This window comes from Desulfovibrio faecalis (assembly GCF_053570625.1).
On record NZ_JBRBQR010000001.1, the window covers coordinates 538,434 to 562,077 of the forward strand.

The 23,644-nt window shown below is 49.4% G+C and carries 20 protein-coding genes and 1 tRNA gene; 12 read left to right on the plus strand and 9 right to left on the minus strand.

Annotated elements, in window-relative coordinates:
* Together ACUZ79_RS02345 and ACUZ79_RS02350 are read right to left on the minus strand one after the other, a co-directional pair.
* Entirely contained in the window at nucleotides 1-678 is a 678-nt protein-coding gene (locus tag ACUZ79_RS02345; protein ID WP_449250596.1) for a response regulator, read from the minus strand.
* Nucleotides 675-2,309, minus strand: a complete 1,635-nt coding sequence (locus tag ACUZ79_RS02350; RefSeq protein WP_449250597.1) for an ATP-binding protein — start codon at nucleotides 2,307-2,309, stop codon at nucleotides 675-677. Before ACUZ79_RS02350 ends, ACUZ79_RS02345 begins: the two co-directional genes overlap by 4 nt.
* Nucleotides 2,310-2,722: 413 nt before the next feature.
* On the opposite strand from ACUZ79_RS02350, the gene ACUZ79_RS02355 reads away from it, so the two are divergent.
* Nucleotides 2,723-4,237, plus strand: coding sequence for an outer membrane homotrimeric porin (locus ACUZ79_RS02355; protein ID WP_240823421.1), 1,515 nt, complete (start codon nucleotides 2,723-2,725; stop codon nucleotides 4,235-4,237).
* Between the two features lie 98 nt (nucleotides 4,238-4,335).
* Here ACUZ79_RS02355 and ACUZ79_RS02360 read toward each other — a convergent pair whose 3' ends face one another.
* The 3 genes from ACUZ79_RS02360 to ACUZ79_RS02370 all read right to left on the minus strand — a co-directional run bounded on the left by ACUZ79_RS02360 (nucleotide 4,336) and on the right by ACUZ79_RS02370 (nucleotide 8,446).
* Complete coding sequence (locus tag ACUZ79_RS02360; RefSeq protein ID WP_449250598.1) at nucleotides 4,336-5,577, minus strand: MFS transporter; 1,242 nt, start codon at nucleotides 5,575-5,577, stop codon at nucleotides 4,336-4,338.
* Nucleotides 5,578-5,698: 121 nt separating this feature from the next.
* The gene (locus ACUZ79_RS02365; RefSeq protein WP_449250599.1) at nucleotides 5,699-6,508 is read right to left on the minus strand and encodes an EcsC family protein; all 810 of its coding nucleotides are present in this window, start codon (nucleotides 6,506-6,508) and stop codon (nucleotides 5,699-5,701) included.
* 159 nt (nucleotides 6,509-6,667) lie between these two features.
* Nucleotides 6,668-8,446 (minus strand): methyl-accepting chemotaxis protein, encoded by a 1,779-nt coding sequence (locus tag ACUZ79_RS02370; RefSeq protein WP_449250600.1) that lies wholly within the window; start codon nucleotides 8,444-8,446, stop codon nucleotides 6,668-6,670.
* 423 nt (nucleotides 8,447-8,869) lie between these two features.
* Between ACUZ79_RS02370 and ACUZ79_RS02375 the strand changes: the two genes are divergently transcribed.
* Entirely contained in the window at nucleotides 8,870-11,251 is a 2,382-nt protein-coding gene (locus ACUZ79_RS02375; RefSeq protein WP_449250601.1) for a DUF4401 domain-containing protein, read from the plus strand.
* Nucleotides 11,244-11,840 carry a GDYXXLXY domain-containing protein gene (locus tag ACUZ79_RS02380; RefSeq protein ID WP_449250602.1) on the plus strand — a complete coding sequence of 199 codons (597 nt, stop codon included), beginning with the start codon at nucleotides 11,244-11,246 and terminating at the stop codon, nucleotides 11,838-11,840. Before ACUZ79_RS02375 ends, ACUZ79_RS02380 begins: the two co-directional genes overlap by 8 nt.
* A gap of 17 nt (nucleotides 11,841-11,857) precedes the next feature.
* On the opposite strand, the gene ACUZ79_RS02385 is transcribed toward ACUZ79_RS02380, so the two are convergent.
* Nucleotides 11,858-13,165 carry a hypothetical protein gene (locus tag ACUZ79_RS02385; RefSeq protein ID WP_449250603.1) on the minus strand — a complete coding sequence of 436 codons (1,308 nt, stop codon included), beginning with the start codon at nucleotides 13,163-13,165 and terminating at the stop codon, nucleotides 11,858-11,860.
* A 321-nt stretch (nucleotides 13,166-13,486) separates the two neighbouring features.
* On the opposite strand from ACUZ79_RS02385, the gene ACUZ79_RS02390 reads away from it, so the two are divergent.
* Both ACUZ79_RS02390 and ACUZ79_RS02395 read left to right on the plus strand, forming a co-directional pair.
* The gene (locus ACUZ79_RS02390; protein WP_449250604.1) at nucleotides 13,487-14,638 is read left to right on the plus strand and encodes a tyrosine-type recombinase/integrase; all 1,152 of its coding nucleotides are present in this window, start codon (nucleotides 13,487-13,489) and stop codon (nucleotides 14,636-14,638) included.
* Nucleotides 14,631-15,299, plus strand: a complete 669-nt coding sequence (locus ACUZ79_RS02395) for a hypothetical protein (protein WP_449250605.1) — start codon at nucleotides 14,631-14,633, stop codon at nucleotides 15,297-15,299. Before ACUZ79_RS02390 ends, ACUZ79_RS02395 begins: the two co-directional genes overlap by 8 nt.
* On the opposite strand, the gene ACUZ79_RS02400 is transcribed toward ACUZ79_RS02395, so the two are convergent.
* Nucleotides 15,247-16,488 (minus strand): ISL3 family transposase, encoded by a 1,242-nt coding sequence (locus ACUZ79_RS02400; protein WP_449250523.1) that lies wholly within the window; start codon nucleotides 16,486-16,488, stop codon nucleotides 15,247-15,249. The two genes, ACUZ79_RS02395 and ACUZ79_RS02400, sit on opposite strands and share 53 nt — an antisense overlap.
* Nucleotides 16,489-16,641: 153 nt before the next feature.
* Between ACUZ79_RS02400 and ACUZ79_RS02405 the strand changes: the two genes are divergently transcribed.
* The 3 genes from ACUZ79_RS02405 to ACUZ79_RS02415 all read left to right on the plus strand — a co-directional run bounded on the left by ACUZ79_RS02405 (nucleotide 16,642) and on the right by ACUZ79_RS02415 (nucleotide 19,113).
* Entirely contained in the window at nucleotides 16,642-16,980 is a 339-nt protein-coding gene (locus ACUZ79_RS02405) for a helix-turn-helix domain-containing protein (RefSeq protein ID WP_449250606.1), read from the plus strand.
* 62 nt (nucleotides 16,981-17,042) lie between these two features.
* On the plus strand, nucleotides 17,043-17,621 hold the full coding sequence (locus tag ACUZ79_RS02410; RefSeq protein WP_449250607.1) for a hypothetical protein: 579 nt from the start codon (nucleotides 17,043-17,045) through the stop codon (nucleotides 17,619-17,621).
* Nucleotides 17,614-19,113, plus strand: coding sequence for a phage NrS-1 polymerase family protein (locus ACUZ79_RS02415; protein WP_449250608.1), 1,500 nt, complete (start codon nucleotides 17,614-17,616; stop codon nucleotides 19,111-19,113). Before ACUZ79_RS02410 ends, ACUZ79_RS02415 begins: the two co-directional genes overlap by 8 nt.
* 417 nt (nucleotides 19,114-19,530) lie before the next feature.
* Here ACUZ79_RS02415 and ACUZ79_RS02420 read toward each other — a convergent pair whose 3' ends face one another.
* Nucleotides 19,531-19,767 carry a helix-turn-helix domain-containing protein gene (locus tag ACUZ79_RS02420; protein WP_449250609.1) on the minus strand — a complete coding sequence of 79 codons (237 nt, stop codon included), beginning with the start codon at nucleotides 19,765-19,767 and terminating at the stop codon, nucleotides 19,531-19,533.
* Nucleotides 19,768-19,866: 99 nt separating this feature from the next.
* Between ACUZ79_RS02420 and ACUZ79_RS02425 the strand changes: the two genes are divergently transcribed.
* The 4 genes from ACUZ79_RS02425 to ACUZ79_RS02440 all read left to right on the plus strand — a co-directional run bounded on the left by ACUZ79_RS02425 (nucleotide 19,867) and on the right by ACUZ79_RS02440 (nucleotide 23,076).
* Nucleotides 19,867-21,141, plus strand: coding sequence for a hypothetical protein (locus ACUZ79_RS02425; RefSeq protein ID WP_449250610.1), 1,275 nt, complete (start codon nucleotides 19,867-19,869; stop codon nucleotides 21,139-21,141).
* 146 nt (nucleotides 21,142-21,287) lie between these two features.
* Entirely contained in the window at nucleotides 21,288-22,031 is a 744-nt protein-coding gene (locus ACUZ79_RS02430) for an HIRAN domain-containing protein (RefSeq protein WP_449250611.1), read from the plus strand.
* A 138-nt stretch (nucleotides 22,032-22,169) separates the two neighbouring features.
* On the plus strand, nucleotides 22,170-22,679 hold the full coding sequence (locus tag ACUZ79_RS02435) for a DUF2846 domain-containing protein (protein ID WP_449250612.1): 510 nt from the start codon (nucleotides 22,170-22,172) through the stop codon (nucleotides 22,677-22,679).
* Nucleotides 22,660-23,076 carry a hypothetical protein gene (locus tag ACUZ79_RS02440; RefSeq protein ID WP_449250613.1) on the plus strand — a complete coding sequence of 139 codons (417 nt, stop codon included), beginning with the start codon at nucleotides 22,660-22,662 and terminating at the stop codon, nucleotides 23,074-23,076. Before ACUZ79_RS02435 ends, ACUZ79_RS02440 begins: the two co-directional genes overlap by 20 nt.
* 93 nt (nucleotides 23,077-23,169) lie before the next feature.
* On the opposite strand, the gene ACUZ79_RS02445 is transcribed toward ACUZ79_RS02440, so the two are convergent.
* A tRNA-Met gene (locus tag ACUZ79_RS02445) sits at nucleotides 23,170-23,246 on the minus strand.
* Nucleotides 23,247-23,644: the final 398 nt, after the last annotated feature.

Here is a 23,644-nt window from a genome sequence, read left to right on the forward strand (position 1 = left end):
TCAGCCTTTCCAGTGATATCTGGTCACGGGCCTGCCGTGACCGCCGTAGTCTTTTTCACTGCCCAGGCGGTCTGCCGCCGCAAGGTAGTCGAAATATTTTTTCAGCGATATGCGCGAAATGCCCGTCAGCGGCTCAATATCCTTGAGGCTGAACGGGCCGGAACAGCCTTGCAGCACCTGTATGATGTTTTGCAGGGTGGTGGCGTCTATGCCCTTTGGAGTATCTGCCGGAGGCTGGCCAGATTTTTTAATAAAGATGCGCTTGTCCAGGATTTCTTGTGTGATGGGCACCTCGGGCGATGTGAGCAGCTGGCGCTTTTCACGCAGTTGCTCAAGGGCGGTGCGAAACCTCTCGACCGTGAAGGGTTTGACGATATAATCTGCAACGCCCATGCGCAGGGCATTGAGAATGTCGTCGCTGTTCTGCGCGGCGGTTATCATGATGACGTCTGTATTGAAAAAACTGGTCTTGATGATGCGCAGCAGTTCCATACCGGTCATGCCGGGCATGAACATGTCGAGCAGCACCAGATCAATCTCTCCGGCGCGCAGCAGTTCCAGCGCGGCCTCGCCGGAGCTGGCCCTGCCTTCAAGGCAAAAGCCCTCTATTCCCTCAAGATACATTGCCGCCAGATCTGCCACCATGGGGTCGTCTTCAACGATGAGCACGCGGATCATTCCTGTTCTCCTTGCGCCAGCGCAGCCACAGGAACACGCACGGTAAAGACCGTGCCGTGCCCCGGTTTTGCGTCGATTTCCACAGAACCGTCCATTTCTTCCAGCGTAAGCAGCAGCATGTAAAGCCCGATGCCCCTGTTTGACCCCTTGGTGGAAAAGCCCTTGGTGAAGATTTTTTCCAGGTGTTCATCGGAAATGCCGCGTCCGGTGTCGGACACGCTGATAACAAGTTCGTCAGACCCGCCCGCCTGGGTCGGGATATTTTCGATATTCAGGGTGATCCTTTTTTCTACAGCGTAGATGGTGGCTTCAAAGGCATTGTCAATGAGGTTGCCCACCACCGTGACCAAGGCGTGCGAACCCTTGGGCGAAAGCTGGGGGATCACGCCGCGCCCCTCAATCACAAGTGTTACGCCCATTTCATGAGCGCGGCTGTACTTGCTCTCCAGAAAGCCCGCAACAATGGGATCCTTGACCAAGGCGGCAATGGCGGAGGTTTCCAGTTTTTTGCTGCCGATAATCTGCTCGAGGTAGGCATCAAGCTCTACGTGGCGGCCATTGCGCAACAGACCGGAAATGACGTGCAGCTTGTTGAGGTATTCGTGCGAGCGCGAGCGCAGCGCCTCAACATAATTGCTGAGGCCAGTGAGGCGTTCGGCCTGGGCGCGCACGTCCGTCATGTCGCGAAAGGTCGCCACCGCGCCGATTATTTCCCCCTGCACCAAGATTGGCACACGGTTGGTCAGCACCACGCAGCGGTTGATATTCTGCTCTTGGTCATATTCCGGCCTGCCCTCCCTGACCACGGCATCAAGACGGGTGCCGGGGATGGCACTCTGCACGGGCTGGCCCTCCAACGGGCCGAAGACGCCCGCCGAACGCAGGATTTTTTCGGCCATTTCGTTAACAAGTACCAGGGTGCCGTCCCTGTTAACGGCTATAATGCCCTCGCGGGTGGTGCGCAGTATGGCGTTGCGTTCTTCAAGCAGCCGCGCGATCTGGTGCGGTTCCAGCCCGAAAAGAATTTTTTTTATGGTGCGCGAAAGCAGCACTGCCAGCACGATGCCAATAACCAGCGAGAGGGCCAGCAGCCAGCCCAGAGGTCCGGTCAGGCGCGCCACGCCCGCTTCGATATCACTGGACAAAATTCCTGCGGAAGCCGCGCCCAGCTGATTGCCCTGCGCGTCAAAAATGGGCCGGAACGCCCGTAGCGAAAATCCGAATGTGCCTCGCGCCGACGAAAGGTAGGACTGCCCTTCAAGGGCCTTGCCTTCATCGCCGCCCACGAAGTGCTGACCGATTTTTGCTGAGTCGGGGTGAAAAAGACGGATACCCTGCATATCTATCAGCACGATAAATTTCACGTCCGAGGCGCGGGTGAGCGTTTCAAGAAAGGCGGTCATCTGCCTGTACGCCTCGGGCTGGCGGGTGCGCATGGCCTCCACCACCAGCGGCGATTCCGCCGCAAGCTGCGCCACGCTCGAGACGGTGTTTTCCGCATCCTCATATCCGTACTTGCTGATAAAATAGGAGCCAGCCATGTGCCCGAGCAACATGGGCGGGCAGAGCGCAAGGCTGACCATGACCACAAGCTTGACGAACAGGCTGGAATTTCTGATGGCGTGCAGCATGGCAAACCGATGGGGGCGGTCATGCTGGCGGGCAGACCGGATTGTGGCGGCGGCCCGTGGCTGGGCTCCGCCTGTGAGTGTGCGGCACAGTTGCGGCAGGCGTGGGCTTGCCCGCCATGAGCTACCATATCAGGTGCGTTGTGGGGCCGCAAATGGCGGCAAGTGCGCAGAAAATGGGTGTTTCCACCAGGTTTTGAGGTGCTGCCGCAGATAGCAATATTTTGCAAAATATCCCCAGAAACCCTACGGGCCTAGCACGCCAAGCCCACACGTTCCACGGCCTGGTAAAAAATAGTGTGGAAAAATATCACCTGCGGAGTTAGGAATGGCGACCCCCCTATGTGTGCAGATTTTGGAATGCTGTTGATTTGGTCATTGACTTACTGAACCAGGAAACGAAGATGGAGCCGGGGATGAAAAAAATTGCAGTGTTACTTTTGGTGGCCGGGATGTTGTGCGCAGTGCCCGGGGGAGCAAGCGCCATTGATTTTTCGGCCAAGGGCCGCTGGGCTTATAATTTCAGCTACGGCCAGCACGGCAATTTTACCGAGGGCGGGAACAAAACGGGCTACAGCACAGGTGAAGACGAATTTGAAGCCGCCCAGCAGGTTCGCCTGCAACTGGACGCCAAGGCTTCAGAGAATCTTTCCGGCACCGTGCATTTTGAACTGGGTGGCTACAACCGGGGCATGATGCAGTACTGGGGCGCCAGCAACAGCGGCGGTTCGCTGGGCGCGGACGGCAACTGGGTCAAGGTCAAGAATGCCTTTCTTGACTGGACTGTGCCGCAGACTGCCCTCAAGGTGCGCATGGGTATTCAGCCCATGCAGTTGCCCGACTACATCAACAACAGCCAGGTGCTGGCCGATGACGCGGCGGGCATCACCGCCTCCTACGCCGTTAACGAAAACGTGGGCGTCACGGCCTTCTGGGCGCGCCTCTTCAACGACAACACCACTGACGCAACCAACCGCAACCCCGGCTACATGGACAACATGGATGCCGTAGGCCTGACCCTGCCCCTGACGTTTGACGGCGTAAGCCTCACGCCCTGGGGCATGTATATGGGCATTGGCCCGGCCATCAACTACAACAACGTCAAAAATGAGCAGATCACCAGCTACGCGAGCGTAGCCTCTGCCGGTGGCCCCAAGGCTGGCCTGCTGCCCCTGTATGGCGGCTTTCACAAACGCAAGCTCAGCGAATACGGCAATGCCATGTGGGTGGGCCTGCCCGGTCAGGTGACATTGTTCGATCCTTTCCGCGTGTCGTGGGATGTTGTTTACGGCTCCGTGCAGTATGACGATGCCGCCATGAACCGTGCTGGCTGGCTGGCCTCCCTGCTGCTCGAATACAAGCTGGACTGGAGTACCCCTGGCCTCTACGGCTGGTATACTTCAGGCGACGATGACAATCCGGGCAACGGCTCCGAGCGCATGCCCAACATCCACCCCAACAACCCCAACGATTTTTCGGAATTCGCCTTCCACGGCGACCCCATTGTGGGCCGCGACAGCATTGTGGGCAAATCCATGACCGGCACCTGGGGCATTGGCGCGCGGCTTAAGAATATGAGCTTTATCGACAACCTCAGCCACACCTTCCGCATCAATTATATGGGCGGCACCAACGACCCGGCGCTCCTGAAAAAAATCAGAAACGCCACCGGAAGCTGGATGGCCCCCAACGACGGCACTGTTCCCGGGCGCGAGGGCTTGTATCTGACCCGCAACGACACCCTTGTGGAATTTGGCCTGAGCACCAAGTACAAGATGTACGACAACTTCACCATCTATGTGGAAACCAACTATGACGCGCTCTTCCTTGACAAGAGCGCCTCTGTGTGGGGCAACAGCAAGATGAACGGCAAGAGCGACCGTAGCGCCGATGCCTGGAACACCGCCGTGACCTTTGTGTATCAGTTCTAGGCTGCGCACGGTCAGCCCCTGAAGCACCGCGAAAATAAAGCGCCCATGATTTCATGGGCGCTTTCGCTTTATCAGGACGTGCAGGCGGCAGCGGTTGCTTACTCGGCGGTGCGGCTCCAGCTCATAAGCAGAACAGGCACAATGCCCAGCGCGGCGACCGCAGCCATGAGCAGATAGACGGCCTCCATGCTCCAGAGGGAGGCAATGCCGCCAAAGAGTACGGGCGTCAGCATGTTGATTATGCCGCGTCCGAAGGAATTGAGCGAAAAAATGGCATCGTAGACGGTTGCGCCGCGTACCGGCTCCGTGATGATGGTCTGTATGACGGGCACTGTCCCCTTGGTAACAATGCCGATGGCCAGGGATATAATCACCGTCAGTATGAGATTGTTTGACTGGAGCAGGACGCAAAGCAGCAGGGCAAGGATAATGCCTGCGATAACAAAGATTTTTCGGGTGCCGAAAATATCTATCAGGCGTCCGCAGGCCATCTTTCCCACAAAGGAACCAAGGGTGAAGCCAAGAGCGAACGAGCCGATGGTTTTGGCGTCTATGCCTTTTGCCACCAGCAGCAATGGCAGAAAGGTGAAGATTCGGTCATTGCTGAAGGCATTGAGCATGCTGGCAAGCATGGCCAGAAAGACATCCCGGTTTTTCAGTATGCTGAACCCGGCAAAAGGATTGCGCCTCGGGCGCACGGGAGGATTGGCCTCAGCGCCGGACACAGGATCGGAAGCGGAATCGCCCTGTTGCGTGCTGCCGCCTGCCGCTGGGGATTTTTTTACGGCGGTGTAAAAGAGCCACAGGGCTGCGCACAGGGCCAGCACGCCATAGGCCAGGCACACTGCCCGCCAGCCCGGCATGGTTCCCACAGAGTAGGCCGCCGCAAAGGCGGCAAAAGACACCAGCGGGATACGCCCCACATCGCCAATGGCGGTAAAGTCGCTCATGACCCGGCCAAGGCTTTGTCTTTCAGTATTGGCCGTGATGTAGGAAAAAGAAATGTTATGAAAGGCGGCAAAGCCCGCCATTGCCAGCACAAAGCACGCCCCGGCGGTGATCATGCTGCCCGCAAAAGCCGCGCCCAGATAGCCAAACCCGGCAAGACCTATAAGCAGGGTCACAGAGCCGTAAAAGCCGAATCGCCGCGAGAACAGGCCCGTGCCAAGGCCCACGGCAGTACTCAGGGCAGCACCTAGGGACACCACAAGCCCCACGTCTGTTTCTCCGCTGCCAAGGGCCAGCGCCATGAATGCCAGCACAACGGGAACGGAATCGAAAAGGCCGTCAATCAGGATGTGGTACAGATTCAGCATGATAAAGCGAGCGCGGGGTATCATGGGCAAGCTATACCGTTATGCCTGATAGGCGTCCAGTTGCCCGATGACTCTGACGTGGGCAGCTCGGCAGCAGGGTTATATGGGCCTGCTGCCGAGCCTAGTCATTGGGTAAGCTGCAGGGTTATCCTTGCGAATTTTTGGGACAATAGTCGTGTAGCGATTCATAGGTGGCCTTGATGCACTCTGCTCCATACTTCCGTTCGAGTCTTCTAACAATAAAATGTCCACGGCCCATATCTTGAAAGTGGTCAATGAACATCAAATTGATTGCGGCCCCTCCCGCAGCACCTATAACGGGTACTGCCTGCGCGGCGACTTTTTCAGAGACTTGGATGCCAAATCGTGTGGAAACAGTTGCAATGAGCCTTACAAGTGCTGGAGCGCCTTCTTCTGCGATTGTTTTTTCCAAAAGAAACTCGGAAGCCTCTGTTACTGATCTAGCTAACAGAGTCCGAACGGCAAAGTATCCAGATTCTGACGCGTCATCGGATTTGGATTTTCCACCTAACGCAAAAACTTCAATGCAAGCTTTTTTCGTGTCATTTGATTTTAGATTTTCTCCTTCACTTCTCGCAATATCTGCAATAGAACGCAGCATGATAGTCGTGGAAATGGGTAATTCGACTGCAACTCCTGCTAAACCAAAAAAACCTCCAACTCCACCAGAAGTAGCCGCTGCAAGTTTATGCCACCAGTTGGAGGATTCTTCATCTGCACAATCCTTCATAGTAAAAAGTGCTGCATCAGCAGCTTTTGTTAGCGATGTTTGAACGATGTCAGATATCTTGGAATTCCAATCCTTCGGTAGGCTGTCGAAGGCGAATTCAATTGGTGTGCCAATAAAATCTGTTAATTTTGCGGCGATGCCAGGATTTTCTAAAAGAATTTTTGCATGCTGGAGTTGCTTCAAATCTTCTGCATCTAATGACATGGAAATACCCCTTTACTTCAGTTTTGGCATGAATGTTCTTCTATATCAGAATTTGTATTAAATAAAATAAAATTATTAAATTAGTATGTAATTGCTGTACGCAAACATTACGGCGTCTGTGAAGTATTTGTCATTACATGGAAGATTTTATTGTACAGATTATTTTGCTTGATAGGATTGCGCCTTCATGTCCTTTATGAGTTGATGCAATATCTGGGTCTGTTGCTTGAGGTCAGATACCGCTGTGGAGGCCTGTTCCATTGCCTGCGCGGTTTCTGCGGAGATGGTGGCAATCTGCTCAACGGAACGGTTGATCTCCTCGCTGGTTGCGGACTGCTGCTCGCTGGCCGTGGCAATGGACTGTACCTGATCATTGACCTGATCCACAAAGCCGAGGATATTTTTCAGCGAGTCGCCAGAGTGGGCGGAAAGGGCGGCGGCGTTTTCAATGGCCTTGACCACGGTTTCCACGCTGGAAATATTTTTGCGTGTACCAGCCTGAATTTCGTTTACCGCGCGGCCCACATCCTGGGTTGCCGTCATGGTTTTTTCCGCCAGTTTGCGCACCTCGTCGGCCACCACGGCAAAGCCGCGACCCGCATCACCTGCGCGCGCAGCCTCAATGGCGGCATTGAGTGCAAGCAGGTTGGTCTGATCGGCTATGTCTGCAATGATGTTCATGACCTGCCCGATGCCGTCCGCCTGTTTGCCCAGCACCGCCATATCTTCGCGAATGGCAAGGGAGTGGGCGCGCACGTCTTCAATGCCTTTGACCGCTTTGCCCACAATGGCGGCTCCGTCCTGGGCCTGCCCGCGCGTCTCGGTAGAGGCGCTGGCAGCCCGCTGGGAGTTTCTGGCCACTTCAAGCACGGTGGCGTTCATTTCTTCCATGGCTGTGGCGGTTTCCCGCACCCGGCCTGACTGCTCGTCCGCGCCCCGGCTGGACTGCTCAACGCGCGCAGAAAGCTGCTCGGAGGCTGCAGTCACAACGCCAGCCACACTCTCAAGTCTGTGGATTGTATCCACAAGTTTGTTGCGGTTCTCTTCGACTTTTTGTCTGGCCTCGTGCGCTTCTTCTGCGGCGCGGGTGGCCTTGGCGACCTCCTGCTCGGCAAGCTGGCTTTTTTCTTCCGCAAAAGAAATTTTGCGTTTCAGCTCCACAAGCATGGTGCTGAGGCTTGTTGCCAGCGTGCCAAAGTCGTCCTTTCTCTGCATGGTCATTTCTGAATCAAGCGCGCCGTCGCTGATGTTTTTTGCAAAACAGATGCACTCCCTGAGCGGCTTGATAATACCCATGGCGATAGCCAGCGAGATCACCGTGATGAGCGCCAGACCGCAAATAAACATGGCGGTAAAGAAAATGCGCCCGGTTTCAACAACGCTGCGGCCTTCGTCCGAAACTTTTTTGGAATAGTCATCCAGCAGGACTGCAAGCTTGTCCACCACGGCCCGGTGCTTTTGATAGGCAGACGCAAGCTGGCTCAGGCAAATGCTTTCAGCTTCCGCCTTGTTGCCGCTCTGGAGCGCAGGCTTGAGCCTGGTTTCAAATATTTCAAAGATGGCTTTTCCGGTGGGATACAGTTCCTGATTGAGAATTTCCTTGATTTTTGGGTCAATAGCGCCGGAATGCCAGAGTTCATATTGCCGCTGGAATGCTTTTTTATGCTGGGCAATTGAGCCGTAAATTTTTTCAAGGCTGGCGGCATCTGTGGAGCTAATAGTTTGCAATGCATCAAGATATGTTTCAATCACATAGAGCGGTGGCGGCAAAATATCGGCAAGCAAATCCTTGCTGCTCTCTATGGATTGATATGTTGCGGAACCAATTGATGTTTTTGATATCGTGTATGTTGAAATGACAAAAAGGGCAGTCATCCCCAAAAATACAGAAGCTATAAGAATGGTGAACTTTCTGGCAACAGAGATATTTTTCAGCATTGCCGTTCCCTCGCAGTTATATAATGGAATGACTGATGCGATGCTTGGTTCTAAACGGACGCGCAGGGAAAAACAATAGGGAGAACAGGCCCTCGCCAGTATAACGGCACAAAAAAGTAACACCTGCCTGCTGGGCGCAAGGGCGTTGCCGCGAAACTGCTTGATATGATGAGCAGACATTGGAAAGGCTGTTTTGAACAGGGAGATGCCGCGCATGTGTAAATTTTGTAGGGGGAATCGCACAGGCTTCTGTCAATGGGCGCATTGTCCGGGTGTTGCTTGATCTAGCGGCAGCGTTGTATATCTCGCTATAATTACAGAGATATATTCCTGTTCTCCGTCAGAGGGTGTTTTGTTATGCTGGCATTACGCTGATAACCGTCATTGCTTTTCAAGCCCCTGCGCACTGTTAGGAAGCCGCCCATGAGTGAATTTGAAAATTCTGATCCTTCTGCAACGCCCAGCCATACGCCAGACATTGCGCCAGACCTCGCCCCCGGTGGCGGAGTGCTGCCGCCGTTGACCAAGGCCGCGCTCAACACCCTGTGCGATGCCGGGGTAATCAGCACTGTAGCATGGCAGCGGGCCGTGGAATTTTGCGGTTTCAGGCCGGACGGCAAGGCCTGGCTTGCCTATTGGCGGCAGATGCTTTTGCTGGGCGGGGCGCTGTTTTTTCTGGCGGGCGTGATCTGCTTCATTGCCTGGAACTGGGGAGCCATGACGCCCTTTACGCGCATGGCGCTCACGGGTGCGCTTGTGGCCGGGAGCGGCCTTGGGGCTGTGCTGCTGGGGCCGGATACGCGGCTGGGGCAGGTTTTGCTGCTGGCCTGTGGCATTGCAATGGGGCCGATGCTGGCGGTGTTCGGGCAGACTTACCAGACAGGGGCCGAGCTGTGGGAGCTGTTTCGGGTATGGACGGCGCTGCTGGTGCTGCTTGCGCTGGCGGGCAGGCAGGCCGGGCTGTGGTTTGCCGCGTGGATTTCGGCCAATATTTTTGCGGCGCTCTGGCTTGGGCGTAGCCTTTCATCGCCTCTTGATGCCTTGGGGCAGTTTTTTATGGTGCCGGAGTGGCTTGTTGCCATTGCCTGCGTCATTGCGTGCTGGGAGTGGATGGCCCGCAGGGCGGCAACCAGACTGCAACAGAATCTGGATGATGGCCCAGATAATGCCCCAGGCCAGAGCAAAGGCCAGAATGAAAGCCAAAGTAAAAACAAGGCCCATGCGCAGGCGTGGCTCTGCTCGCGCTGGATGCCCAGACTGCTCTTTTTTGACATGGTTTCCCGCACCACGTTTTTTCTGATTGCCACTATTTTTGACCTGTATTTCAGGGATGGGCAGATGCTCTGGCTTTCGCCCAATTTTGTTGTAGGTTTTGCCGTGGGAGTGGCGGCTCTTTCGTGGTGGTGGTACCGCACCCGGCAACTCGACCTCTTCATGCTTGCGACCCTTCTGGCAGCGGGCGCGGCGGTGTTGCTTTCCGCTCTGGCGGAAGCGGAGCTGTTTTTCAGCGCCGGAAGCATGGCAACCTTTTTGCTGTGGGGTTTGCTTGTCACGGGCGTGACTGCGGGGCTGGCAAAGATACTGCTGCACCTGCAACGCAGCATGATAACGGCCCCCCGGCATGAGGCCGAAGCAGTGGCTATTTCCCCTTCAATCCTTGCCCGCGCCGCTGCCGGGAATAACTGGCAAACGCTGTGGGCGCACTTGCAGGCGGGCGATTTTGTGCCGCTCAATCAGCCCTTGCCTGACGCATTGGGCAGGCTGGGGGCGCAACCCTCCCCCTGGTATGTCAGGGGCATGCTGGCCTTTGGCGGATGGGTGGCGGCGGTTTTCTTCATCGCCTTTTTTGGATTTTTGCTTTTTGAGAGTCTTGGGATCAACTCCAATGAGGAACTGACCGTTTTTGCGGCATCTGTGCCGGTGCTGCTTATGGGGCGGGTGCTGCTGGCAAGGCAGCAGTTGTTTGCCCGGCACTTTGGCTTTGCCTTGACCCTTGCGGGCACTGCCGGGGTTGGCATTGCCCTGTGCATGAGCATCAACCCCGAAGGCTTGGCCTGCTTTGCGCTGGCGGGGGTGTTTACTGTTCTCAGTATTTTCATGCGCAATGCTGGTTACTCGGGAATTATGGCTGTGGTGATTGGCAACTGCGTGGCGCTGGGGATTGCGTTCTCTTACGGGTATGCGCGCAATGGTTTTGCCGCCTCCGAAATAGGCGGCGCGGTGGAGCTGCTTTCGCTGTGGTGGGCGCTGGTTTGCGCGGGGCTGGCCTGCTATTGCCTGCGTGAACACATGTGGCGCGGCACGGCGCGTGGCAACGTGACGGAAGGGTGGTTTTACGGATTTTACGCTTCTGCGCTGATTTTTGAGATGTTCACCCTTGCTCCGGCGTACAGCCTCGCCAGCGATATGGGCTTGCCCGGTCTGACTTCGGGATATTGGGGCCTTGCCCCGGCTCTGGCTGTGGCCGCGCTGACATTCTGGCTAGGCAAAGGCGCGGGCAGGCCCGCCCGGCTGCTCACAATGGCGGGCATGCCCCTTGTGTTTGCGTTGTCGTGGTATCTGCCGGGGGCGGGGCTGGCTCTTTTGGGGCTTACGCTGGCAAGGCGGATGGGCAGCGTGGTGATGCAGGGCTTTGTGCTGGCGTATCTCTTCGTCTACATGGTTTTTTATTACTACAGTCTGGCTGTGCCGTTTTCGCAAAAATCCATCTATCTGATGGCAACAGGCCTTGGCCTGCTGGCGCTGGCCCTGATTCTGCGGCTATGGCAGGCAAAAGCAGCGGTTCGTGAGGCAGCCCATGCGTAAGCTCTATATTCTTGCGGTGCTGGTTTTGTTTTTGGGCGGATACGCCCTTTCCGTATATCGCATGGAAACCGTGCTGGCGGAGGGCAAAACAATTCTGCTGCCCCTTGCCCCGGTTGACCCGCGCGCGCCGCTCATGGGCGACTACATGGCCCTGCGCTATGTGGTGAACAACGATATTCGCAATGCACTGCGAAGGCAGAGCGCAGCACAGGGCGCGGCCCAAAAGGCTGCTCAAATGAGTGCGGAAAACGGCGGAGGCACGGATGGCAGTGCCAGTTCCCCCACAGCGAGCGCAAACAGCCGCAATACACATGATGAAAGCAGGAACGCGGAAGGCTTTGCCGTGCTGCGCATTACCAATGACCCGGTGCCGCACGCGGCATCATTTGTGCGGCTGGACGATGGCAGCCCCCTGCAAGCCGATGAATTTCTGCTGGCCTACAGGCTGCGCGGCTACGAAGTTCTCACCGCTGCCCCGGCCTTTTACTTTCAGGAAGGAACCGCCCAGCAGTATACAGGTGCAAAGTTTGGCGTGTTCAAACTCGCGCCAGACGGTGAGACCCTGCTTGTGGGGCTGGGAGATGGGTAAAGTTTCATTGTTAATTTTTATGAAATAATAATGTTTTCTTTGCATTCATTAATTATTGTATCCCAAGGCCAATCAAGCGTGCCAAATTTTCTATAAAATAATATCTGTCTATCAACTACAGATACCTCTTTGCTAGTTTCATTGTATGATATTACAAGTCTACTTGTATCTTTAATGGGACTTTGTGTCATTGATTCGTCATTTATTGCTTTGTTTCGTTCTTCTTGAATGTCCTCGAATTTGCATAAAACAACGTGTAAATTCCCAGATTGTATCCTTGGCTCAGTCTTGGAAATAACGTGAAATATTTTGTCGCGTGAGATGCCATTGATAAGATCATCGTCCGGGAATGAAAAGATTGCTTTCAATGCATGGGCATATATTCCAGTGCTGTCAGGTCGTTTTCGGATACCTTCTGCGAGATTTTTTGTAACTTGCTCATAAAGTGGTCGCAATGCTTCTGCATAGTCAATGCATACATCTTGTAGCTTTTCCGTGTCGCGGATATGTGCAATTTCTTTCTGTTCTTCAAATATATTAAAAATATCTAGGCATTTTAATATTAAGACTTGGAAAAGTCCTACGCTTCCATAGCAAAAATTTGCTAACTCATTTATAAAATGATCATCAAAATGTATATTTAAGGCGTGCCCTCCCTTTATGGCAACTTGTCGCAGTTCATTAACATCCCATGTTACTGGTATTTCTTCAACTCTCCCAGAAAGGTCTGGGTTGAGAAATATAAGCATATTGCTTTGTGTCCAAACGCCAACAATAATAATAAATATATCAAGTTCCCAAAAGGCCTTGAGGTCAAAGGCTAGTTCTTTTCTAACTTTTGGATGAAGGTAGTGAAAATCCTCAATAATTATTCTTCTATTGTGTTTTTTTATTATATTTGCGATGTGTTGAATGCTATTTGTAACTTGAGTATAAGAATAAGTTGTTGCAGTATCAGATTTGTAGTCAACCTTCCCTCCAGCTTTTCCATCTATTAGAGGTATGTTACTTTTAACATCAAGATTCGCAGATGCTGAAAATGACCGTTCTTGTTTTATAGCCTCTGGACGAGTTTCTTCAAGTTGAGACAAAATGTCACTGTATAGTTCGTCTTTGCTTGATCCTGCGCGGCACTGTACAATAACTGGGTTGTTGATATTCTTTAATCTCAACCAAGATTTTCCTGCTTTGGATGCACCTCGTATTACTATATGAACGTCTCGTGATAAATATTGATTGAATTTTTCGTCGAGCTGGCTTCTATCAACGTAGGAATCGTTGAGTATCTTTCTTGACATGCCAAATACATCAGCTGTCTTTTTCATCGTATTTGCCTCGATGTTGTTGAATGGGAATACGTATACAAAGCGAGAGGCATAACAAAAAAGCCCTTACGGCTCGTCTCCGTAAGGGCTTGAATTATCTGGTTGCGGGGGCAGGATTTGAACCTACGACCTTCGGGTTATGAGTCCGAGTATCATTTTTTCTCACTACTTCTCATAATTTCTTTTTATGTTGATTTTAAAGGATATTTATTGGGGTAATACCCGTTGACATACCCTTAAACACTCCCTATTTCTAATATATGTGTTGGGAATGGTGTTGGGAAAAAAGCTTCTTTTTTCCCGCAGTAAGTGAGGGGTGTCATGCAGAAAGCAAAGCGCGAAAAGTCCGCAAAGTACGCTGGCGTTTATTATCGTTTTGATGAAAAGGCCAAAGAGCGCACATACTATATTATGTATAGGCAAGGTGGGCGCGGGGCCAAATTAATTGAAGAACCTGTGGGTAAATCGTCATCGGGGATGACCGAAGCAAAAGCCTCTATGATTCGAGCTGATCGGATGCGGGGCAAGGAATTGCCAAACACTGAGCGGCGGAAAGAGGAGGCCCAAGCCAAGGCTGCTGGTAAGGAGAGGTGGACGCTTCAACGCATATGGGATGCCTATCAAATAGCACATCCAGAGCACAAAAGTAGGGCAACTGACATCTCTCGGTTTAACCACTATCTCTCAGTGTTGGCGCATAGGATGGTTGCCGACATTTCTACCAATGACATTGACCAAATCCGGCTCGAAGCAGCCAAGTCAGGAAAAAAGCCCGCCACGATACGAAACGCTCTTGCCTTGCTCTCTGCGATAATCAACTTTGGGGTTCAGCGTGGGTATTGCAAATCTCCAGACCCCTCTATCTTGATTATAAAAAAACCGCGTGTGGACAATCAAAAAACAGAAATGTTGTCAGATGAAGAACTTTCTCGCTTGGTTCAGGCTCTTGATGCCGAAGAAGATCAGGACGCTGCGTCACTGATACGGCTTGCCCTCGTCACAGGGATGCGGAAAGGGGCCTTGCTTGCGCTGAGATGGGAAGATTGCGACTTCGTGCGCAGTATAATCACCTTGCGCGGAGAAGCTGCGAAGAAGGGCAAAACAGAGCATATTCCCATGACCACCGCCGCCCGTTCTGTGTTGGAATCAATTCATAAGCAGAATAGCCCGTATGTCTTCCCTGGGAGAGATGGGAAGCAGCGGACGGACTATCGGCGCATTGCCCGTAGGGTTAAGCGGGTGGCGGCGTTGCCTGAAGACTTTCGCCCTTTGCATGGGCTTCGCCATAATTACGCAAGCCGTTTGGCCTCCACTGGAGAAGTGGATTTGTACACAATTCAGAAATTGTTGACGCACTCAAGCCCCCAAATGACGCAGCGTTATGCTCATTTGCGAGATGAAACGCTTATGAAGGCCGCTAGTCTAGTAGACGGTATGCTAGGTGATTTTGGGCATGGAGAACATCATGAATGAGTTAAATTTGAAGCCGCTGTTGCTGCTAAACGACTGGTTCAATATGGGAAAAGGCGGAAATAGGGGCATGAAGGGATTGGGTGATGACCCTGAATCATTAGAAGGATTTACCAAACAAATTGATCTGCTAAATGAAATGGCTGCTCAGTATGGAGCTAAGCGCGGCAATAAAGAATCAGATGCAAAAATAAAACAGCATATACATCACTTGATTGAAATGAATATTCCTATTCATCCAGAAATTGCAAGAAGGCTTTTCAACGAAAAAATAGGCAAGCCGAAAGTTGGCGAAAGGACAATCTTGGAAAGAAGTTGTACAGACGCTATAATTAGAACTATTTATAAAAGAGCGAAAAGTCTTTTTAAGGAAAAAAGGTTAACTGAAGTTGATTGCTACATTGGAAAATGCATAAACTTTGATGTGGTAAGTAAGAATCCTTCCTACCGCCAATCTGCTTTGTACAAGGATGTAAGTCGTGAAATTGGGTGGCTTGTGGATTGGCTCATGGATGGATGGGCTGATGCCCCTATCGGAAAGCTTTCGTTGCCTCGGAAAGAAGAGGTTGGGGATTCATTAAATAGTGGTTCTTCGTCGTTTGATGTGGAATTCATGAAGCCACTACGACCTGAATCGGGGCCGCAATCAGGTAGACCATGGTGATGAAGTTCTCCACGTTCCGGTATCCTCGGGCCCTGGCCCTTGCCGCCTGGAACAGGCCATTGAAGCCTTCGAGCCTCGCATTGGTGTGCAAGGAATGCCAACGATGAAGGATTCGCGGCAAATGCCTCTCAAAGCTGGCCAATGCTCCGCGCACGGGTTCCAATAGCGGGCAGTCGGCCGCGTACTCGGCGGCATGCTTGAGAAAATGGGTTATGCGCCACTTGGCGGCCTGCTTCGATTCGGCCCGTCGAACCCAGCGCAGAAGTTCTTTGACACGGTAGGCCTTGGCGGTAGCGAAGCCCTGCTCGACGAGTTCCAGGAGAGCACTCTCCTGATTCTGCGTGCGTATTGTCTCGGCGCCCTTGAGTACGGCCCAACGGGTGTGGTCCGGCAGCTTTGACTGCCTGGCCTCAAGCTTTCTGACGTCATCGACGGCCTTGGTGAAGAGTTGGACGACATGAAACCAGTCGACTGTCACCGAGGCAGACTTGAACTTCTGTTCGACGGCGGAGAGGAACGCAGGCGACATGTCGCAAACTACCTCGACGATGTTTTCAGGACAGCCTTCATGGGCTTCAATGAACGCGCAGAACTGAGTCAGGCATTCCTTGCCCTTACCTGGAGTCGCGAAGATCACGGGCCTGTCGGAACGATCCAGGTCAATGAAGACGGTGATGTAATTGTGCCCACGCTTGGACGCGGTCTCATCCAGACCGATGGCCTTGATGTCTTTCAAGTTCAGCGCATTGATGGCTTTGGCCACATAGTGATGGACGATGCGCCACAGGCGGGTATCCGTGACCTCGACATGACGCGCTACGGCATTGACCGGCATCTCTCGAACGAGGCTCATGACAACCTGCTCAAAAAGCAGGGTAAACCGGCTGCCTTCCCTGGCCCATGGGGCTTCGACGCGTCGGATTCCATGTTCCGGGCAATTGATCCTCGGCAGTCGGGCTGTGAGGTAACAGTGATGCTGGAAGAAGTTGAGATGCCGCCACGTGAATTCCTTGAAGTCGTGAGCCTTGCACGCGGCTCCGCACTCGGGACACGGATACAGCGCTCCGCGGTCGGCACCGATCTCCAGGTGGAGCTTGGTTGGCGTATGGTCGGTATCAAGACGTTGGCTCATAACTTTCCAGGGCGGCGTGAGGCCGAGGCCCAAGGCAAAGATTTCTTCAGCTTGCATGGCAGTCCTCCTAAAGGAGGGCTATCCAAACTGATTGAGGTCGGTCAATTCCACATCAAACGACGAAGAACCTAAATAGTCTGAAGCTCATGTATATGAGTCAGGAGATTGCTGGAGCAAGAATGTATTTTGTCAAATATTTATGCCCTATAGATGAAGGTAAAAACGCAGTGCGTTAAAACCCCTGAATTAAATTCTATTTTGTATGACTGTCTTCTCGTGAGGAGACAGTCTTTTTATTTGCAACAACCATTAACAGCACAGGAAGGTCTGTTTTTTATGATTGAAAGAAGTCCAGAGTTTACTTTGTTGAATGAGCGTGATGCGGCAGATATTTTGGGGTTCAGTGTAAAAACCCTTCAGCGGCGGCGGTGGTTAAGGGAGACCCCGCAATTTCTCAAAATGGGCAGAAAAGTGCGGTATCGGTTGTCTGACTTGCAGCAGTATATTGAAGAGAGTGCTGTAAAGCCAAGAGTAGCCAGTATCCAATAACAATAACAAAAAAGCAGTAACCCCTGTGATGCGAACACAGGGGTTACAACGAGGTGAATACTATGGCTAATATCCAATTTAATAATAATCATATTGAAGGAATGTGTCAATGTGATATTGCTAGTGATAAAAGCTTGCTTTCTACATTAGTGAATATTCCAAATGAGCTTAAAGTGCTTAAGCAGTGGGGTCTATGGGCACTAGTATCGAAGGAAGGCAAGAAGTCCGCCAAACGGCTCATAAGCGCAGATATGCGCCGCCCTATTTCAACGAAGCCAAAAGACTACAAGCACCTTGCAGTTTTTGACGTAGCTTTAGAAACGCTGCGCAAACGTTATCAACGCAAGGCTTTGATTAATGATGAGGCGTGGGTTGTTTCAGGCTTAGGTTTTGTTCTTACCGCTGATGATCCGTTTGTAATCGTTGATGTGGATGATTGCATAGTGGAAGGGCAGCTTTCTGCTGAGGCGCAAGAGGTTATTGACCATTTCAACGCGCCAACAGAAATAAGCTATTCGGGAAATGGCATTCATATTATATGCAAAGGTTCATTGCCCAATCCCGCGTGTCGGAAAGGCAATTTTGAAATATATGAAAAAGAGCGTTTTTTCGCGCTTACTGGGAGATTTATTCATGAATAATATTCACTGTGCCATCACGAGCATTCCAGATAGGCAGGAACAAATTGCTTCGTTCCACAGCAAATATATACAAGGTGGTGTGCCGTCTTCGTCATCTCTAGGCAGTAGTCGTAATTCTGGCTACTCCTCAAGTGGCGATTATAACGAGATTGACCTTACGCAACCCCCGGCGTTTTCAGAGCAGGATAGAGAAGCGATCCTTGAAAAAGCACTGGCATCATCGAGTGGCGAAAAGATCAAAGCACTAATGGAAGGGGATATTTCAGAGTATAGCTCAAGCAGCGAAGCAGATTTGGCCTTAATGGGGCATCTGGCCTTTTGGTTTAATAGAGACGCTCCAACAATGGATACCGTATTCAGGGAAAGTTCGCTGTATCGAAAAAAATACGAGCGAGATGACTATGCAAAAAGAACAATTTGCAAAGCAATTAATAACACAAAGAGTGTATATCAGCCATCGCTGAAAAAGCATGCCGAAGAAAAAGTCGAATACATTCCAAATCCTGACCGTTATAAATTGCTTTCTGTGGCTGAATATCTTGCTCTGCCTACGCCTGAGTTCCTAGTTGATAAGACTTTGCCACAAAAAGGCATTGCTGCTGTTATCGGCTATTCGGGTGCTGGCAAAACCTTTGTAGTCCTTGATATGGTGGCTGCGATCTCACGCGGAGAAGATTGGTTTGGCAGGAAAACAAAGAAAACAAGCGTGGTGTACGTTGTTGCGGAAGGAACCCTTCAGAATCGAATAAAAGCCTTGCAGGGCGAAAAGGAAGTGAATTTTGATGAGGCTTCTTTTCATCTGGTGCGAGACCCGCTTGATATTTTTCGCAGCAGTGATGACGTTAAAGATTTGGCTCTGAAAATTCCGAAGGGTGCTCTAGTAGTAATAGATACTTTGGCTCAAACTTCCCCCGGCATGGATGAAAATTCGGGCAAAGATATGGGGCAGGTGATTCAGAATTGCAAAATATTACAGCAAGAGATTGATGGTCTGGTGCTCTTGGTTGCACACACAGGCAAGGGTAAAGGCGATGATATTCGGGGGCATTCTTCGTTAAGAGCAGCACTGGATGCCGCAATCATCGTAAATCGGAAGGGGAATGAACGCGGTTGGAAGGTGCTCAAACTAAAGGAAGGTGAAGACGGAAAAGAAGAAAGTTTCAGATTGCAGCAGGTTGAAGTTGATTTTGAAGGTAACACCTCGTGTGTGGTTGTGCAAAGCAGCAAGAGCGAAATGATATGGAAGCCAAGTAAAAATGAGCTAATTGCACAAGATGTTCTTTCTATAATAATTGCCTCAAAGAAGCAGGTGTCAAATACAGACTGGCAAACCGCGTTTTGTGCGAGATTGAAGGATCAAGGCGAAGAAATAAAAGATGAAACTGCAAAACGGAATTTCCGTAGCGCAAAAAAGGCTCTTATAGATCACAAGCTGGTACGAGAAGACAACGGAATGTTCACCTTAGTCTCCTCAATCACAGAAGAAGATTAGAAAGAGCTAGTGGGTGAGGCGGATAACGGGCGGATTTTCCGCCCTTTTTTGTTTTTGCCAGATCTAGGGGCGGACGGATGCGGATATACCCCTTTAGGGGTATCCGCGTCCGCCCCGCCGGGTGAATCGTAAAGAGAGTTCTCTTTCTGTGTTTGATATTCGGTAGGGGGTACTGAATTTGTGGGCGAAGCTTCCTCGTAGTACCGACACCGAGCTAAAAAAAAGGTGTGAGTTGTATTTACTATATTTCGCCAAATAACGAAATATAGTCCGCAATTGTTCTGACAGCCTTTTTTTTTAAGTGAATTTAAGATGGTAATTGCCCAAAAAAATTCTGTATTTGTTTATAGTAAATAGATAAGCATCTGAAAAATTGGCCTTGCCGGATTGACCGTACTCGGCAATCTATGTAGCTTTCTAAGCAGTAATATTCGGATGGGGTTGGTTCTTCTCGGAAGAGTAGTCAAATAACTCGTGTATTGATACGTCTAGCGCATCTGCAAGTTTGCCAAGAGTTTTAAGCTGGCAAGTTTCAATGCGGCTGTCACGAGCGCGAGCAATTGTGTCGGGAGCAGTGCCAGAGCGGTACTGAAGTTCTTCGTAGCTCATGCCCCGGCGTTTCATGATCTCAGGAAGGTGGCTTTTGAAGGGCATACATCCAACCTTTTTACTTGGATGTAGCCTAGTAAGAAGAGGCTGGCACTTGGATAGAGTGAAGTAGTGGACGTTTGCGATCAAGACTGGGGGGCTGTCGTGATTTGTTATCCTGCTGAAAAAAAATGGATCAGAAGATCTCTCTTGTTTTTTTTGTGTTTTGCTTCTTCTTGGTTAGTCTTTGGGTGTTCCTCGCAAGAGGAGGTTCGCATCGGTAGTGATCAAAAATTAGGTATTTACAAGCAAATCGTAGAAACAGAGACATCAAGTAAATCCTCAATTCCTATTTTTGCTATTGATGAAGATAATGTATTTTTTGTTGTATATGACATTAGTCGGCTTCCCAACAAGATAGTAAAAATACAAAAATTTATGAATGGTTTTAGTATCGATTCTGTTGAAATTGATGGTCGAAATAGACGCATTAGCCGTTATGGGCTTAAAGAAACTACTAACGCTTTTTGCTATAGACCAAATAATGGAATTGTAAATAAGACAAAGTCTCAATACGAAACATATTCAACAGATATTTATGCGCGAGAGGTGGACCGCGCTAAAGAGCTTGAAGCGGTGGAGTATTGTTTCTATAAAAATTTTGAATCCTCTAATAGTAAGTTTGATGTGGATCTTTTCAATGAGAATTCTAAAAAATTGTTTCTTGAAAATGTTACAGTATTAATGAATGCGGCTCCTGAATATAAAAGAAAGTCGCTTCTTGAGGCATTATCAAGATTTGTACCGCTAGAAATGTTTTTAAGCGTAAATAAGGAAGTTAAAAAATCTGTTGTAATGACTCCAGATACAGCAGCATTCCCTGTTGCAAACAAGGTCAGGGGTGTTTTAAAGGCTCAAAAAATTTCGTTATCGCCTGATTCTGGTGATTACGTTGTAAATCAAAAAGCATCGGAATCATTAAACACTGTTCATTATGCACAAATTGATGAATCGTGTATCGTATTTGAAAAAAATACGAATGGAACGTGGTCATATATATCAATTATAGACCCGTCATGGCTTATGCATATTTCAGGATGGGTTCCTAGCGAAGTTTTATCTAGTAAAGAAACAAACTATTACAAAAAATGTATCGCGAAAGGATACTATATACCGTTCAATATAAGCGCGTCTCCGCAGCTCTATAAAAAGTTAAAGGCTGTTAGTGGTAAGGTTGACGGCTTAGTTGAAAGTGAAACAAAAAAATTAGTGGAAAAATTTTTTAGCGAAGGTGTTGTTGGTGCATTAATCCTAGAAGCGAAAATTGATGAAAGTAGTGGTGCAGATGATATAATAGTTAAATTTACGTCTACAATTGGAGTATATTTGTACAGTTCAAAAAATGATAGCTTTACAAGGCTTGATAAGAAAGGTGTATAGGCTAAATTTGTCGTAATATGAGTCTTTTAAAAGGATTAAAGCATTTCTGTGCTGGTATAAGCAGTCATTCGCCTTATAACTAAAATTGCGTCTTTAGGCTCGTCAACACGAATTATTAAAAATGAGCATATAGGGGATGATCAGTGATGGATAATACGCATTGGGAAGTGGATTGGGAGGCGTGGAATGCAGCTTTTCATTCTGGAGAGTTAGTTTCTTTTTGTGTAAGAGGGACTGCATATGAAAACGATGATGGAGTAAAGCGCTATAATATTGTCGAAAATATGATTAATGCTGAGCGAGTTGAGCTAAAAATTGAATGCAACAATAAGTATGACAAAAATGCCATCGGAGTATACTGCGCCTCAGGCATGATCGGATATGTCCCAATGGAAAAGGTTGCAGACGTAGAAGGAATTATGTCAGGGCATTATATGGCTAAAGCAAAGGTTAAGATAGGGGAATCTCAAAAAAAATTTGTTATTGTAGAAATCATTACCACCAAAAAAAATTGTGCCTGTAATGCTCACAACTATGTATTGGAGTCAAATGTGGTGGGTATATCAAAAGATGAAAAGGAAAATATTGTTCCATATTTAAATGTTGGAGAGGAAGTTCTAGTTTTTTTTGTATTTAATCAAAAGGATTGCAGGTGTTCAGATGATGTGTATGTGACGCCAAAAAGCTATTTCTCTTACAGCGATGAAACAATATTGGGCAGGTTGGATAAAAAAAGTGCTGCGGCTTTCAAACAATATTTAGATGCAAACATAAGAAGTGAAGCTAACTGGTTTAATATGAAAGAGATTGGTTGCGATATTATTGGTAGTGTGAAGAGTGTTTCTGCATCTGGTAAGCTGGTTGTTAAAGTTGAAATTTCTAAGAGTTAGTTGAACTGTGATATGTTAGATTTATTTCATAGGCTTGTTTGATATGGTTAAGTTAATTTTTAACGGTTGAATGCATGCTGTATAATTTTTGTCATAGCTTAGGTTTAGAGGTATATCTAACTCAAAGATGGAGGAGTGATGAGAAAGTGCCTTTCATTGATAAGTGTTGTTATTTTCTTTTTGCTTGTTGGGTGCGCCAAGATGCCTTTGCGCGGTGATTATGTGGAAGAAAAGGCTCCTCCACAGCTACAAACAAATGAAAATATGGCTGCTATCTATTTTTTTCGTGAGTGGGCTTTTACTGGCGGTGGCATGAGCTATTTTATCACGGAAGACACTAGGACAATTGGCCTCCTTAAAGCAGGATCATATTTCGCCTTTCAGACAACTCCCGGCAAACATACTTATTCCGCTGAGACTGAGGCGAGATCCTCTGTCACATTGGATGTGCAGCCTGGGCAGGTGTACTTCATTGAAGGGGGTATTGGCATGGGGTTCTGGGCGGGAAGGCCACAGCTTGCCGAAGTGACTAAGCCAATTTTTGATAAGGTACGCCCTGATTTGAAGTATATACGTTTGGCAACGCCGGAAGAGGTGCAACAGTTTAAAGAAAAGGAGAAGTCGAATAATGCTGGCGCTTCTCTTTAGTAAAGGCTTCCGAAGGCTGGCTGCCGTTTTTGCTTTTGTGCTCCTCCTGTCATGCGCTCCGATGCAAAATCTTAGTGTGAATGACGTCAGGAATCAGAACAGACTTGTGAGGGAGGGGCGAATTGATATGCCGTTAGAAAAAGCTGCATATTGTTTGCGTAAAACATTATATAATTGCGGGCAAGGGGTAAATATTGAAATAAACCCAGATGATAAAAATTTAGGATCAATATTTATCTACGGAATGGGACTGACCCAATCAAATCCGTACATTATCATAGATATAGTTGATGCGGGAGATTTTTCTACATACAAAGGCTATTCAGCAATGTCGACTTGGAATAGTATGATTGATTCATATATTCAAAAAATCAATCGTTGTGGGCAGTGTGGGTAAGCACAAAGAGGGCGTTTCGTGTTTGGTGTTGGGAATGGTGTTGGGAAACAGAAAAAGCCCTTACGTTTGTTCAACGTAAGGGCTTGTATTATCTGGTTGCGGGGGCAGGATTTGAACCTACGGCCTTCGGGTTATGAGCCCGACGAGCTACCGAGCTGCTCCACCCCGCGACACGTGCAGCGTTTCTCGCTGCGAGAACAGATATGTAAGCGCTTGGCCTCTGACTGTCAAGAAAATTTGTAAAATTCTTTTGGTCTGCCGCGTTCATATCCGTTTGTCCTTGCCTTAAATCCGCATTAGGCGCTGTTTTGCGCCTTTTGTGCATGACGAAATTATTTTTGTTTTGCGTGGGCAGCATCGTTTGTGCCTTCCGCATCCCTATTGTAGCTTTCTTCCGCGCAGAATTTGCAGCTTTAATCTGCTGAAATATATAGTACGCTTAATTCTATTTCTGGTAAATACGCATGTGGCCATTTATCTTGTCGAATTTAACTCTTTTTACGTTAATCATAGTATAAACATATTAAATGTGGGTCGTGGCGTGCTCATTTTATAGTGTTATTTGTTA

Bases quoted from the DNA above. Each gene is read 5' to 3' on its own strand.
- ACUZ79_RS02345 (WP_449250596.1), bottom strand. From the start codon at position 678: ATGATCCGCGTGCTCATCGTTGAAGACGACCCCATGGTGGCAGATCTG.
- ACUZ79_RS02350 (WP_449250597.1), bottom strand. From the start codon at position 2,309: ATGCTGCACGCCATCAGAAATTCCAGCCTGTTCGTCAAGCTTGTGGTC.
- ACUZ79_RS02355 (WP_240823421.1), top strand. From the start codon at position 2,723: ATGAAAAAAATTGCAGTGTTACTTTTGGTGGCCGGGATGTTGTGCGCA.
- ACUZ79_RS02360 (WP_449250598.1), bottom strand. From the start codon at position 5,577: ATGATACCCCGCGCTCGCTTTATCATGCTGAATCTGTACCACATCCTG.
- ACUZ79_RS02365 (WP_449250599.1), bottom strand. From the start codon at position 6,508: ATGTCATTAGATGCAGAAGATTTGAAGCAACTCCAGCATGCAAAAATT.
- ACUZ79_RS02370 (WP_449250600.1), bottom strand. From the start codon at position 8,446: ATGCTGAAAAATATCTCTGTTGCCAGAAAGTTCACCATTCTTATAGCT.
- ACUZ79_RS02375 (WP_449250601.1), top strand. From the start codon at position 8,870: ATGAGTGAATTTGAAAATTCTGATCCTTCTGCAACGCCCAGCCATACG.
- ACUZ79_RS02380 (WP_449250602.1), top strand. From the start codon at position 11,244: ATGCGTAAGCTCTATATTCTTGCGGTGCTGGTTTTGTTTTTGGGCGGA.
- ACUZ79_RS02385 (WP_449250603.1), bottom strand. From the start codon at position 13,165: ATGAAAAAGACAGCTGATGTATTTGGCATGTCAAGAAAGATACTCAAC.
- ACUZ79_RS02390 (WP_449250604.1), top strand. From the start codon at position 13,487: ATGCAGAAAGCAAAGCGCGAAAAGTCCGCAAAGTACGCTGGCGTTTAT.
- ACUZ79_RS02395 (WP_449250605.1), top strand. From the start codon at position 14,631: ATGAATGAGTTAAATTTGAAGCCGCTGTTGCTGCTAAACGACTGGTTC.
- ACUZ79_RS02400 (WP_449250523.1), bottom strand. From the start codon at position 16,488: ATGCAAGCTGAAGAAATCTTTGCCTTGGGCCTCGGCCTCACGCCGCCC.
- ACUZ79_RS02405 (WP_449250606.1), top strand. From the start codon at position 16,642: ATGAAGGTAAAAACGCAGTGCGTTAAAACCCCTGAATTAAATTCTATT.
- ACUZ79_RS02410 (WP_449250607.1), top strand. From the start codon at position 17,043: ATGGCTAATATCCAATTTAATAATAATCATATTGAAGGAATGTGTCAA.
- ACUZ79_RS02415 (WP_449250608.1), top strand. From the start codon at position 17,614: ATGAATAATATTCACTGTGCCATCACGAGCATTCCAGATAGGCAGGAA.
- ACUZ79_RS02420 (WP_449250609.1), bottom strand. From the start codon at position 19,767: ATGCCCTTCAAAAGCCACCTTCCTGAGATCATGAAACGCCGGGGCATG.
- ACUZ79_RS02430 (WP_449250611.1), top strand. From the start codon at position 21,288: ATGGATAATACGCATTGGGAAGTGGATTGGGAGGCGTGGAATGCAGCT.
- ACUZ79_RS02435 (WP_449250612.1), top strand. From the start codon at position 22,170: ATGAGAAAGTGCCTTTCATTGATAAGTGTTGTTATTTTCTTTTTGCTT.
- ACUZ79_RS02440 (WP_449250613.1), top strand. From the start codon at position 22,660: ATGCTGGCGCTTCTCTTTAGTAAAGGCTTCCGAAGGCTGGCTGCCGTT.